This is a genomic window from Thiopseudomonas alkaliphila (genome assembly GCF_001267175.1).
GTDB lineage: Bacteria > Pseudomonadota > Gammaproteobacteria > Pseudomonadales > Pseudomonadaceae > Oblitimonas > Oblitimonas alkaliphila.
On sequence record NZ_CP012358.1, the window covers coordinates 1,317,618 to 1,330,366 of the forward strand.

The window sequence follows — 12,749 nt, forward strand, 5'->3', positions numbered from 1 at the left end:
ATCACCTATGTATTACGCCATGCCTTTTAAGGCTAATCGAATTAATTGCTCACTGCTGAGCTCTGAATCTTTAATTGCAGCAACGGCTTTACTGGCTTCTTGCTCTTTAAAACCTAAGCTCACCAGCGCACTGATCGCATCTTGTTTTGCATCGGGCGCAAAGTCGATCGCAACATCACTCACCAGCGCGCCCATACGGGAACTAGTCTGCCAGGCCTTAAAGCGATCTTTGAGTTCGACCAATAAACGCTCAGCCGTTTTTTTACCCACCCCAGGCACCTTCATTAAGCGCTTAATATCTTCGGCTTGCACACAGGCAATCATCTCGTCCACTTCTAGACTCGACATTAACGCCAAGGCCAGTTTAGGCCCAACCCCATTGAGGCGAATGAGTTCACGAAAAAAATCTCGGGACTGCAGATCAATAAAACCATACAGCAACTGCGCATCTTCTCGTACCACTAGGTGCGTATGCAGGGTGGTATTGTCACCTAGCGCTGGCAACTGATACAGGGTGGTCATCGGCACTTCTAGCTCATAACCCACCCCATTAACGTCTAATAAAATATGCGGCGGCTGTTTTTCCGCCAGTACTCCACGTAATCGACCCAGCATCTGGACTCCTGACTAATAACGTAAACGGCCAGCCCGGCGCTTAGCGCTGGCTAACCCATGGGGGGTTAAAGTTTGACGGTGATGGGCATGACACAGGGCCACAGCCAAAGCATCAGAAGCATCAATTTGCGGCTTTTTGGTTAACTTAAGCAAATGCATCACCATCATCAACACCTGCTCTTTGGCCGCTCGGCCACTGCCAGCTACGGCGGATTTAACTTGGGTGGCACTGTACTCACTGACCGGCAACCCTGACTGCGCAGCGGCCACAATCGCCACGCCACGCGCTTGCCCAAGCTTGAGCGCAGAGTCGGGATTTTTTGCCATAAACACTTGCTCAATCCCCACCAACTCGGGCTGATACAACTCAATCACTTGGCTAATACCAAGATAAACCGCTTTCAGTCGTTCAGACAGTTCGCCACTGCCGGTTCGAATACAACCTGAAGCAATGTACTCGCAGGTTTTACCCGTATCACGAATTACCCCATAACCGGTAATGCGTGAACCTGGATCGATCCCTAAAATTAATGTCATTGCTTTACTCAAAAACAAAACCTCCAGTCTATGCCAAGATAGCGCTGGAGGTTAGGTATTTACTGCTGATGACCCTTTAGTAAAGACTTATAACTGCGCCATCACTTCATCGGGAATTTCAGCATTGGAATACACGTTTTGCACATCATCTAAGTCTTCTAGGGCGTCAATTAAGCGCATAATTTGCTGCGCGCCCTCTAAGTCTAACTCAGCCTGAGTGCTTGGAATCATAGTAACTTCAGCTTCTTCAGCCACATAACCTGCGGCCTTTAGCGCTTCATTAACCGCAATAAAGTCTGCAAAAGCAGTGAGTACATCAACCGAACCATCATCATTGATCAGCACATCATCAGCGCCAGCCTCAAGTGCGGCGTCCATAATGGCTTCTTCATCAATGCCGGGAGCAAAGCAGATCTGGCCCTTACGCTCAAATAAGTAAGCCACTGATCCATCAGTACCTAAATTGCCACCATTTTTGTTAAACGCATGGCGCACTTCAGCTGCGGTGCGGTTACGGTTATCGGTCATCGCCTCAAGCATAATTGCGACGCCATTAGGACCGTAACCCTCGTAAATTAACTCTTCAACGTTTTCCCCATCATTGGCACCTACCCCACGGGCAATCGCACGATCGATGGTGTCACGCGACATATTGGCACCTAAGGCTTTATCTACGGCTAAACGTAATCGCGGGTTATCGTCAGGTACTCCGCCACCTTGCTTAGCCGCAACTGTGAGTTCGCGGATAAGTTTGGTAAAAATCTTACCGCGCTTAGCATCTTGGCGTTCCTTGCGATGCTTAATATTCGCCCATTTGGAATGACCTGCCATATAAAATCCTGTGTTATTGATCTGCGATTACAAAACATAGCCCAGTGCCACCCGCCATCAGGCAGCACTGGGTATTACCTCTTACTCTACTTTAGCTTGCTCACGTAAACGAATATGCAATTCACGCAAGGCTTTGCTATCTACTTCACCAGGCGCCTGAGTCATTACACAAGCCGCGCTTTGGGTTTTCGGGAAAGCAATCACTTCACGGATTGAGTTAGCGCCTGTCATCAGCATAACTAAACGATCCAAACCGAAAGCTAAGCCACCGTGCGGTGGGGCACCGTATTTAAGTGCATCCAGCAAGAAGCCGAACTTCTCGCGCTGCTCTTCTTCACTGATACCCAAAATCTCAAATACTGTCTGCTGCATTTTACGGTCATGGATACGAATTGAACCACCACCCAACTCAGTGCCATTGAGCACCATGTCATAAGCACGAGATAATGCAGTTTGCGGAGCAGCTTTTAGCTCCTCTGGGCTGCATTTAGGAGAAGTGAATGGGTGGTGAATCGCGGTCAGCGAACCATCGTCACTCTCTTCAAACATCGGGAAGTCAACCACCCACATCGGCGCCCACTGACAGGTAAGCAGCTCAAGATCATGGCCTAGACGAATCCGTAAAGCACCCAGCGCGTCGTTAACTACGCTAGCCTTATCCGCACCAAAGAACACGATATCCCCATCAACAGCACCCACTCGATCAAGAATGGTATTGAGGTTAGCTTCCGGAATAAATTTCACAATCGGTGATTGCAAGCCTTCAACGCCCAATGCTCGCTCATTAACCTTAATGTAAGCCAAGCCTTTTGCACCATAGTTGCCGACAAATTTGGTGTAGTCATCAATTTGCTTGCGCGGCATGCTGCCAGCACCAGGCACGCGCAGCGCAGCTACTCGTCCTTTAACATCATTTGCTGGACCACTGAACACTTTAAAGTCAACATCGGTTAGCTGATCAGCAACATCAACCAGTTCTAACGGAATTCGTAAATCTGGCTTATCCGAACCAAAGCGGCGCATTGCTTCTGAGTAAGGCATATGAGGGAACTCGCCAAACTCTACATTCAATACTTCTTTGAATAAATTACGCACCATGGTCTCAGTAATCGCCATGATGTCATCTTCATCCATAAAGCTGGTTTCCATATCAATCTGGGTAAACTCAGGCTGACGGTCGGCACGCAAGTCTTCATCGCGGAAACATTTGGCAATTTGATAGTAGCGATCAAAACCTGCCACCATTAACAACTGCTTAAATAGCTGCGGTGACTGCGGTAGGGCAAAGAAACTTCCGGCATGGGTGCGGCTAGGCACTAGATAGTCACGGGCACCTTCAGGGGTGGCACGGGTCAAAATTGGGGTTTCAACATCTAAAAAGCCATTATCATCTAAGTAGCGACGAATACTGCTGGTGATCCGTGAGCGCAACTTCAATTTCTCGGCCATTTCTGGACGACGCAAATCAATAAAACGGTAGCGCAAGCGAGTTTCCTCACCTACCTCTGAGTGCTCATCCAATGGAAAAGGCGGGGTATCTGCTTGATTGAGTACTTCTAACGCACTGGCATCTACTTCAATTTCACCGCTGGCCATGTTCGGGTTAACCGCACCCTCTGGACGCAAACGCACAGTACCTGTGACCTTAACCACATATTCACTACGTACGCGGTCAGCTTTGTTGAATACGTCTTCGTGTTCAGGCGCAAACACCACTTGGGCAATTCCTTCACGGTCACGAATATCTAAGAAAATGACACCACCGTGGTCACGGCGACGATGTACCCAACCGCATAAGGTAACTTCCTGACCATCCAAACTTGCATTTAACTGGCCGCAATAGTGACTGCGCATCATGATGTTGTGTATCCCGATTCAATTCGATAAATGTAAATAGCTGTTCAAGCAGCCATTAAGAAATGCGGCTAATTATATCCATTAGCCATTGCTACGACTAGCGCTGTTAAGTAAACCTTGCCCAGCAAGCCACAATCGCCTTTGGGTTTAGCATTAATCCTGAAAAGTGATTTATTGATCTAAACCAGCGTCTATTGACTGCAAGCAACAGCTAACCTAGTAATGAAATGCACTTATCCTACCTTGAATACGTAGTTTTTGCTTAGTTTCGCTGCGTCATTACTAAAGTGCTAAGCAACTGCTATTTGAGTAGCAGGCGTGTTTGCTGTTAAATACGGGCAGGCTGATTGATTCAGGTGGCACAGCCTTCTAAATCGCGATAAATAAGCTTCACCTAGCTCACTTTTTAATCTTTAACTCACGTAACTTAAATTATTATTTTAAAGAGTCTTCCTATGCTTAAACTCCTTCACTTAATTACAGGTGCACTGGCCTTAGTTTTGGCGCTTTGTGGCGTACAGTTCCTGTCTAACCATAGCCATACCGCACTGTTACTGGCGACCTTTGGCCTTATCCACTTAATCCTTGCTCCCATTGTGCCGAACTGGGCACGGGGTAAACGTCGCTCGGGGCAATTGCTCACCTCGGCCCTTATGGTGGCTGCTACTGCACTCTTAGCCTTTGCAATGTTTACCAAGCCCGATGCTACTTCTGCCCAAGCTCTAGCCTCCACTAGCTTTAGCTTATTGCTCTTAGCTACGGTGCTGCACTTAATGTTAAACCTGCGCAAAGTAGTGCGTAAAGCCAGCCCTCTATCACAAGACTTAACGGATCGTGAAACCGGTACGGTTAAATGGTTTAACACCTCTAAAGGTTTTGGGTTTATCTCCCGCGATCAAGGAGATGACATTTTTGTCCATTTCCGAGCAATTCGTGGTGAAGGACACCGCGTTTTAGTTGAAGGTCAGCGTGTCGAATATACCGTGATGGAACGCGAAAAAGGTCTACAAGCCGAAGACGTGATCGCCGCACTACCTGAGGATGGGCGCTAATTGCTCGCCTAATTTCTACTTCAAAGCAGCGTGCGACAGAATGTCGCACGCTGCTTTGAAGCCCTGCTAAAATTCAATAAAACAACAATAAAAACAATTGCTTAGAGCATCCCTTAAGCCCTACTTACGCACTTTAGCAGTACTCCACTGCAGCCTGTCTAGTAATTTTTTTTGCGCATTATTTTCATTTTAGGATAGTTTACTTGCGCTAAATCTGGCGAATAACAAAGAAAAACAATGTAAAAACGCGCCAGTCACAAAAGTTTGCGCTAAAGTATTCTGCTTTTGCACGGTATTTACCCAAGTCAGTGAGTAAAGATTCTATTTGCTGTAAATTTTTAATTAATGCTTAAGGTTCAACCATGTCACAACAATCAACGCAGCACCTGCCCTCCTACCTTGATGAAAATAATCCGGGTCCTTGGGGCATTTTTTTAGAACAAGTTGATCGCGTAACGCCTTACTTGGGCGAGCTTTCCAAGTGGGTTGACACCCTCAAGCGTCCTGAGCGCATTTTAATGGTGGATATTCCCGTCCGTCGCGATGATGGTAGCGTGGTTCATATTGAAGGCTACCGGGTCCAGCACAACTTAATTTTAGGTCCAGGTAAAGGTGGCGTGCGCTACCACCAAGACGTCACCCTCTCTGAGGTGATGGCGCTTTCTGCCTGGATGTCAGTCAAAAACGCGGTGGTTGGCTTACCCTATGGCGGCGCTAAAGGCGGTTTGCGTTTTGATCCCCGCAACTTCTCACAAACTGAGATTGAGCGAATTACTCGCCGCTACATTAGCGAAATCAGCCCAATTATTGGCACTGATAAAGATATCCCAGGTCCTGACGTCAACACCAATGCCAAAACCATGGCATGGATGATGGATACCTATGCCATGAAAAACGGTGCCACCGCACCAGGCATCGTCACCGGCAAGCCTATCTCTTTAGGTGGTAGTTTAGGCCGAGTTGAAGCAACCGGTCGCGGTGTATTTATTACCGGTATGGCAGCCGCCAAAGATGCCGGTATTGCTATTGAAGACGCCCGTATCAGCATCCAAGGCTTTGGTAACGTCGGCGGTACTGCTGGTCGTTTGTTTGCTGAAGTAGGGGCTAAAGTGGTCGCGGTACAAGACCACACTGGCAACATTCACAATAGCCAAGGTATCGATACCGCAGCGCTCACTGACTACGTGCAAAAGCATGGCGGTGTTGGTGGTTTCCCAGGCGCAGAAGCTATTAGTGCAGACGCCTTCTGGGCGGTAGAAAATGAAATTCTGATTCCTGCCGCTTTAGAAGGTCAGATTCATAAAGGCAACGCGCCAAGCATCAACAGTAAAATTATTGTAGAAGGTGCTAACGGCCCAACCACCCCTGAAGCTGACGATATTTTAAGCCAAAAAGGCATCATTATCGTACCTGACGTCCTAGCTAATGCTGGCGGTGTGACAGTGAGTTACTTTGAGTGGGTACAAAACTCATCGAGCTTCTACTGGACCGTTGAAGAGGTCAATGCGCGCCTAGAGAAAATCATGAGCACCGCTTATGAAACCGTCTCGAACACAGCCAAACAGCACCAAGTCACGCTACGTACTGCGGCCTTCATTACCGCCTGTACCCGTATTTTAGAGGCCCGTGAATTACGCGGCTTATTCCCTTAAGCCAAGCTGTATAACTTAGCAGCCCCGTCAGCAGTGCACTGTTGTCGGGGCTTTTTAATCGAGTCTGTATGTACGAATCTAAATTTCAGCCTTTACTGCCACGCTGGCATTTTGTGCAGCGATTACTACAGCACCTGCTCATCGCCCTGTTGATTATTGCCCTGACTCTATTACTGGGCACCTTAGGTCATTATTATTTTGAGGACATGAGCTGGCATGATGCGTTTTTTAACGCCGCCTATGTATTTAGTGGTTTAAGTTACCTCACGCCACCCAACAGCTTAAGTGGCAAGCTATTTTTAGTCGTTTACTCAATCTATGTACAGCTGATTATTTTGGCTCTACTGGGGGTTTTAAGTGCCCCTGTGATTCATCGGGTACTGCATCGCCTACACCTTGACAGCGACTAAGCGAGCAGCAGACACTCACAAATAATTATAGTTCGCCTAGATTTCAGGCTATACTCACACGTTTTTCTATTCGCCGATTTTATTTAGGGGTCCCGCCGCTATTATGGATAAGACCTATCAGCCGCACGCTATTGAAAGCCACTGGTACCAAATTTGGGAGCAAAACAATTATTTTGCTCCCCAAGGTTCAGGTAAGCCTTACACCATTATGATTCCGCCGCCGAACGTAACAGGCAGCTTACACATGGGTCATGGGTTTAATAACGCGATCATGGATGCGCTTATTCGTTTCCGTCGTATGCAGGGCCGCAATACCCTCTGGCAACCTGGCACCGACCACGCCGGAATTGCCACACAAATGGTGGTTGAGCGCCAACTGGCAGCGCAGGGCCAAGATCGCCATGACTTAGGCCGTGAAGCCTTCCTTGACAAAGTATGGGAGTGGAAAGAGCAGTCAGGTGGCACTATCACTCGACAAATTCGCCGCTTAGGTAGCTCTGTCGACTGGTCCCGTGAGCGCTTTACTATGGATGACGGCTTATCAACTGCGGTTAAAGAGGCCTTTGTTCGTCTGCATGAAGATGGTCTGATCTACCGCGGTAAGCGTTTAGTCAACTGGGACCCTAAATTCCATACGGCAATTTCTGACCTAGAAGTAGAAAATCATGACGAAAAAGGACACCTATGGAATTTGCGCTACCCCTTAGCCGATGGTGAAAAAACCGCTGAAGGGAAAGATTACTTAGTGGTTGCTACCACTCGTCCCGAAACCTTATTAGGCGACAGTGCAGTAGCCGTTCACCCAGAAGATGAACGCTATAAAGCATTAATTGGTAAGTATGTTGAACTGCCTTTAGTTGGCCGACGCATTCCAATTGTTGGCGATGATTACTGTGACCCTGAGTTTGGTACCGGTTGCGTTAAAATCACGCCAGCCCACGACTTCAATGACTATGAAGTGGGCAAGCGTCATCAGTTACCGCTGATCAACGTACTAGATAAAAATGCGGCTATTTTAGCCACAGCGCAGATTTTCAATACTGACGGCAGCGTCAATGAACAGCTAGATAATCAACTGCCTGCAGAATTTGCAGGGCTAGATCGCTTTGAAGCACGCAAGAAAATCGTGGCCGCAATGGATGCTGCTGGGCTACTGCAAAGTATTGACGAACATGCACTTAAAACGCCCCGTGGTGACCGCTCCGGTGATGTGATTGAGCCTTGGTTAACCGACCAGTGGTATGTCTCAACCAAACCTTTAGCCGAGCCTGCAATTGCTGCGGTTGAAGACGGTCGTGTGCAGTTTGTCCCAAAACAGTACGAAAATATGTATTTCAGCTGGATGCGTGACATTCAAGACTGGTGCATCAGCCGTCAGCTGTGGTGGGGCCACCGAATTCCGGCGTGGTATGACGAGGCAGGCAATGTCTACGTTGGCCGAGATGAAGCAGAAGTACGAGCCAAACATAACCTAGGCGATATTACCTTACGCCAAGACGAAGACGTGCTGGATACTTGGTTCAGCTCAGGCTTATGGACATTCTCCACCCTTGGTTGGCCTGAACCAACAGAATTTTTGAAAACTTTCCACCCGACCGATGTGTTGGTGACTGGATTTGACATCATCTTCTTCTGGGTTGCACGCATGATGATGCTCACCATGCATCTGATTAAAAACGAAGATGGCAGCCCACAAATTCCGTTCAAAACGGTCTATGTACATGGTTTAGTACGGGATGGCCAAGGCCATAAAATGTCCAAATCCAAAGGTAACGTATTGGATCCGCTGGACATTATTGACGGCATTGATCTTGAAACCCTGGTTGAAAAACGCACCAGCGGGATGATGCAGCCCAAACTAGCCCAGCAAATTGAAAAACAAACCCGTGCCGAGTTTGCTGACGGCATTGCCAGTTACGGCACTGATGCCCTGCGCTTTACCTTCTGCTCGCTTGCCTCCACTGGCCGTGACGTGAAGTTTGATATGGGCCGGGTCGAAGGCTACCGTAACTTCTGCAACAAAATCTGGAATGCTGCCCGCTATGTGATGATGCAGTGCGAGGATCAAGATTGTGGCGTGCAAGGTGAAGCCGTCGAGCTAACCACTGCCGATCGCTGGATTCTCTCTGAGCTGCAAAAAACCAGCACCGAGGTAACGCGCCAGCTTGAGCAGTTCCGCTTTGACCTTGCAACCCAAGCGGTATACGAATTTGTTTGGAACCAGTACTGTGACTGGTACTTAGAGCTATCCAAACCAGTACTCTGGGACAAAACTGCGCCATTAGAGCGTACCCGTGGCACCCGCCGCACACTGGTACAAGTGCTAGAAAGTATTTTGCGTTTAGCGCACCCCTTTATGCCTTTTATCACTGAAGAGATCTGGCAGCGTATTGCGCCGATGGCTGGTAAACAAGGCGCCACCATTATGCTGCAACCATTTCCTGAGGCTGAACCTGCCTTAATTGATGAAGCAGCTAGCGCCAGTATTGAGTGGCTTAAAGCCGTGATGCTGGGTCTGCGCAATATTCGCGCTGAAATGAATATTGGTCCAGGCAAGCCGCTACCAGTACTGCTAGCTAAAGCATCAGCTGCTGATTTAGCACACTTAGAGCAAAACCGTACCACACTGATTAAGTTAGCTAAGCTCGACAGTATTACCCTCCTTGTGGATGAGCAAGAAGCCCCGATGGCAGCCACCGCACTGGTGGGTGATCTGCAAGTATTGGTGCCAATGGCAGGCTTAATTGACACCCAAGCTGAACTGGCCCGCTTAGATAAAGAAATTCAGCGGCTTGAAGGCGAAATTAAACGCGTCTCAGGCAAACTGTCTAACCAAGGATTCGTCGCTAAGGCACCAGCCGAAGTGATTGAAAAAGAGCGAGCTAAGCAAACAGAGTTTGAGCATGCGTTAGCGCAGCTAGCCGAGCAACGTCAACGGATTGCTAGCCTGTAACGGTAGCACCTGGAATAAGGATCAGGCCACGGCCTGTTAGGAGATTACACGTGATTACATTTTCTAAAAAAGCGTTACTGTCACTCAGCGCGTTAACCTTAGCCATGAGCGCCTCATTTAGCAGTGTCGCCGCTGATGTTAAATCAGTAGCCACCACCGCTATTGTAGAGCACCCAGCACTTGACTCAGTGCGTGACGGTGTACTGGATGCCCTTAAAGAAGCCGGTTACAGCGAAGGTAAAAATCTTAAGTGGCAATACCAAAGCGCCCAAGGCAATACTGGTACTGCAGCACAAATTGCTCGTAAATTTATCGGCGATAAGCCAGATGCTATCGTGGCGATTGGTACCCCTTCAGCGCAAGCTGCAGTTGCTGGCACTAAGAATATTCCAATTGTATTTTCTGCCGTGACTGATCCCGTACAAGGTCAGCTGACCCCCAGTTGGGAAGCCTCAGGTACTAACGTCACTGGCGCCTCAGACGTATTAGAGCTGGATAAGCAAGTTGATCTAATTTTACAAGTTGTACCTCACGCGAAAAAAGTGGGCATTGTGTATAACCCAGGTGAGGCCAACTCAGTGGTGGTTGTGGATAAACTCCGTGACTTACTGCCCAAGCGCGATATGCAACTGGTAGAAGCTGCAGCACCCCGCTCAGTGGATGTGAGCTCAGCCGCCCGCAGTTTAGTTGGCAAGGTTGATGTGATCTACAGCAGCACCGACAATAACGTCGTGTCTGCCTATGAAGCGCTAGCTAAAGTTGGTAACGACACCAAAACGCCAATTATCGCCTCAGATACTGATAGCGTGAAGCGTGGTGCCATTGCAGCCCTAGGCGTTGACTACCGCGAACTCGGCCAACAAACTGGTCGCATCGTGGTACGCATTCTTAATGGCGAAAAACCAGGTGATATTAAGCCTGAAACCAGCGAGAATTTACTGCTCTTACTCAACCCAGCGGCAGCTAAGAAGCAAGGTGTAACCCTATCCCAAGAGTTACTCGATAGCGCCAGCGAAATCGTACAGTAAGCGTTACTCAACCGCGCCAGTTAGCCCCGGCTAATTGGCGCATTCTTTTATCACCCTGGTCCACACGTTCATGTCTTTGTTTTCAATGTTTGGCGCGCTAGAAATCGGCCTGATTTTTAGCTTGGTCGCACTAGGTGTCTTTATTTCTTTCCGTTTACTACGGTTTCCTGATTTAACCGTTGACGGTAGTTTTCCCTTAGGTGGCGCAGTAGGGGCCGTGGCTATTGCCAGTGGCATGGATCCTTTTTTAGCCACACTGTTAGCGGCTTTAGCAGGTGCAGGAGCCGGTGTGATTACCGCACTGCTTAACGTGCACCTTAAAATTATGGACTTGCTGGCCAGTATTTTAATGATGATTGCGCTGTACTCAATTAACTTGCGCATCATGGGTCGCCCTAACGTTCCACTGATTATGGAACCAACGGTCTTTAGTATTTTACAGCCCGAGTGGCTGGCCGATTACATCGCCCGTCCATTAATTCTGATTGTGATTGTGGTACTGGCCAAACTCGGCCTAGATGCCTACTTTTCCACCAAGCAAGGCTTAGCCATTCGTGCTACCGGTGCTAACCCGCGGATGGCCCGCGCCCAGGGAGTCAATACCGGCGCTATGGTAATTCTAGGGATGGCGGTATCGAATGCTTTAGTTGCTCTGGCCGGCGCGTTGTTTGCGCAAACTCAAGGTGGGGCTGATATCTCGATGGGGATTGGTACTATTGTGATTGGTCTGGCCGCAGTAATTGTCGGTGAAAGCATTTTGCCCTCGCGCCGCTTGTTCTATACCACACTGGCTGTGGTGCTAGGTGCTATTGTGTATCGCTTCTTTATCGCGCTAGCACTCAACAGCGACTTTATTGGCTTACAAGCCCAAGACCTAAACCTAGTCACCGCGCTATTAGTGACGGTAGCTTTAGTGATTCCGCTATTAAAGCAGCGTTTATCGAGACCCAAAGGCTAATCCCATGTTAAGTGCACAGAATCTAAAAGTGACCTTTAACCCAGGCACCCCGATTGAAACCAAAGCCTTGCAAGGATTATCCCTTGATATCCCGACTGGGCAATTTGTCACGGTCATCGGTACCAATGGTGCAGGGAAATCCACTTTCTTAAATGCCGTCTCCGGTGATTTAAGTGTCGATACCGGCACCATCTTGATTGATGATAAAGACGTCACTAAGCAATCGGTCTGGACCCGAGCCAAACAAGTGGCGCGGGTCTTCCAAGACCCTATGGCCGGTACCTGCGAAGACCTAACCATCGAAGAAAATATGGCCCTTGCCCAACAACGTGGTAAATGCCGTGGACTTAGCTGGGCGGTTAAGCGCTCTATGCGCGAAGGCTTTCGTGAGCATCTGGCTAAATTAGGTCTGGGATTAGAAAATCGCTTAACCGACCGCATCGGCCTGCTCTCAGGTGGCCAGCGTCAAGCTGTCAGCCTATTAATGGCCGCACTGCAACCTTCACGTATTTTGTTACTCGATGAGCATACGGCGGCCCTTGATCCACGCACCGCAGAGTTTGTTCTGGAGCTAACCCAACGCATTGTCGAAGAAAAACAGCTAACCACCATGATGGTGACTCACAGTATGCGCCAAGCCTTAGATGTGGGAGATCGCACGGTGATGTTGCACCAAGGTCAGGTGGTGTTAGATGTATCAGGTGAAGAGCGCAAAGGCTTAGATGTGCCTGATCTGCTGCAGATGTTTGAAAAGGTGCGCGGTGAAAAAGTCTCTGACGACGCTTTACTGCTTAGTTAAGCAGCGCTTTACCTCTTCTCAACAACAGCGCTTTTTTAGCGCTGTTGTCGTTTTAGC

General features: G+C 48.6%; 11 protein-coding genes. 7 read left to right on the plus strand and 4 right to left on the minus strand.

What is annotated here, in order from left to right; genetic code table 11:
* Positions 1-12 precede the first annotated feature (12 nt).
* From ruvA to aspS, 4 genes are all read right to left on the minus strand, one after another.
* Entirely contained in the window at positions 13-615 is a 603-nt protein-coding gene (ruvA, locus tag AKN87_RS06390; protein ID WP_053100391.1) for a Holliday junction branch migration protein RuvA, read from the minus strand.
* A gap of 12 nt (positions 616-627) precedes the next feature.
* The gene (gene ruvC / locus AKN87_RS06395; RefSeq protein WP_053100393.1) at positions 628-1,152 is read right to left on the minus strand and encodes a crossover junction endodeoxyribonuclease RuvC; all 525 of its coding nucleotides are present in this window, start codon (positions 1,150-1,152) and stop codon (positions 628-630) included.
* A gap of 87 nt (positions 1,153-1,239) precedes the next feature.
* Entirely contained in the window at positions 1,240-1,983 is a 744-nt protein-coding gene (locus AKN87_RS06400; RefSeq protein ID WP_053102846.1) for a YebC/PmpR family DNA-binding transcriptional regulator, read from the minus strand.
* Between the two features lie 81 nt (positions 1,984-2,064).
* On the minus strand, positions 2,065-3,840 hold the full coding sequence (gene aspS / locus AKN87_RS06405) for an aspartate--tRNA ligase (RefSeq protein ID WP_053102847.1): 1,776 nt from the start codon (positions 3,838-3,840) through the stop codon (positions 2,065-2,067).
* Positions 3,841-4,295: 455 nt separating this feature from the next.
* On the opposite strand from aspS, the gene AKN87_RS12500 reads away from it, so the two are divergent.
* The 7 genes from AKN87_RS12500 to AKN87_RS06440 all read left to right on the plus strand — a co-directional run bounded on the left by AKN87_RS12500 (position 4,296) and on the right by AKN87_RS06440 (position 12,692).
* Complete coding sequence (locus AKN87_RS12500) at positions 4,296-4,892, plus strand: cold-shock protein (RefSeq protein ID WP_053102848.1); 597 nt, start codon at positions 4,296-4,298, stop codon at positions 4,890-4,892.
* Between the two features lie 362 nt (positions 4,893-5,254).
* Complete coding sequence (locus tag AKN87_RS06415; RefSeq protein ID WP_053102849.1) at positions 5,255-6,544, plus strand: Glu/Leu/Phe/Val family dehydrogenase; 1,290 nt, start codon at positions 5,255-5,257, stop codon at positions 6,542-6,544.
* Between the two features lie 68 nt (positions 6,545-6,612).
* The gene (locus tag AKN87_RS06420; RefSeq protein WP_053102850.1) at positions 6,613-6,954 is read left to right on the plus strand and encodes a hypothetical protein; all 342 of its coding nucleotides are present in this window, start codon (positions 6,613-6,615) and stop codon (positions 6,952-6,954) included.
* A 103-nt stretch (positions 6,955-7,057) separates the two neighbouring features.
* A complete protein-coding gene (locus AKN87_RS06425) occupies positions 7,058-9,907 on the plus strand; it encodes a valine--tRNA ligase (RefSeq protein ID WP_053102851.1) in 2,850 nt (949 codons plus the stop codon).
* A 104-nt stretch (positions 9,908-10,011) separates the two neighbouring features.
* The gene (locus AKN87_RS06430) at positions 10,012-10,935 is read left to right on the plus strand and encodes an ABC transporter substrate binding protein (protein ID WP_053103637.1); all 924 of its coding nucleotides are present in this window, start codon (positions 10,012-10,014) and stop codon (positions 10,933-10,935) included.
* A 70-nt stretch (positions 10,936-11,005) separates the two neighbouring features.
* Positions 11,006-11,893, plus strand: coding sequence for an ABC transporter permease (locus tag AKN87_RS06435; protein WP_053100410.1), 888 nt, complete (start codon positions 11,006-11,008; stop codon positions 11,891-11,893).
* 4 nt (positions 11,894-11,897) lie between these two features.
* Positions 11,898-12,692, plus strand: a complete 795-nt coding sequence (locus AKN87_RS06440; protein WP_053100414.1) for an ABC transporter ATP-binding protein — start codon at positions 11,898-11,900, stop codon at positions 12,690-12,692.
* The last annotated feature ends 57 nt before the right edge of the window (positions 12,693-12,749 follow it).

Excerpts from the sequence above, each read along its gene's own strand:
- ruvC (WP_053100393.1), bottom strand. The coding sequence starts at position 1,152 with ATGACATTAATTTTAGGGATCGATCCAGGTTCACGCATTACCGGTTAT.
- AKN87_RS06420 (WP_053102850.1), top strand. The coding sequence starts at position 6,613 with ATGTACGAATCTAAATTTCAGCCTTTACTGCCACGCTGGCATTTTGTG.
- AKN87_RS06415 (WP_053102849.1), top strand. The coding sequence starts at position 5,255 with ATGTCACAACAATCAACGCAGCACCTGCCCTCCTACCTTGATGAAAAT.
- aspS (WP_053102847.1), bottom strand. The coding sequence starts at position 3,840 with ATGATGCGCAGTCACTATTGCGGCCAGTTAAATGCAAGTTTGGATGGT.
- AKN87_RS06435 (WP_053100410.1), top strand. The coding sequence starts at position 11,006 with ATGTCTTTGTTTTCAATGTTTGGCGCGCTAGAAATCGGCCTGATTTTT.
- AKN87_RS06425 (WP_053102851.1), top strand. The coding sequence starts at position 7,058 with ATGGATAAGACCTATCAGCCGCACGCTATTGAAAGCCACTGGTACCAA.
- ruvA (WP_053100391.1), bottom strand. The coding sequence starts at position 615 with ATGCTGGGTCGATTACGTGGAGTACTGGCGGAAAAACAGCCGCCGCAT.
- AKN87_RS06400 (WP_053102846.1), bottom strand. The coding sequence starts at position 1,983 with ATGGCAGGTCATTCCAAATGGGCGAATATTAAGCATCGCAAGGAACGC.
- AKN87_RS12500 (WP_053102848.1), top strand. The coding sequence starts at position 4,296 with ATGCTTAAACTCCTTCACTTAATTACAGGTGCACTGGCCTTAGTTTTG.
- AKN87_RS06430 (WP_053103637.1), top strand. The coding sequence starts at position 10,012 with ATGAGCGCCTCATTTAGCAGTGTCGCCGCTGATGTTAAATCAGTAGCC.
- AKN87_RS06440 (WP_053100414.1), top strand. The coding sequence starts at position 11,898 with ATGTTAAGTGCACAGAATCTAAAAGTGACCTTTAACCCAGGCACCCCG.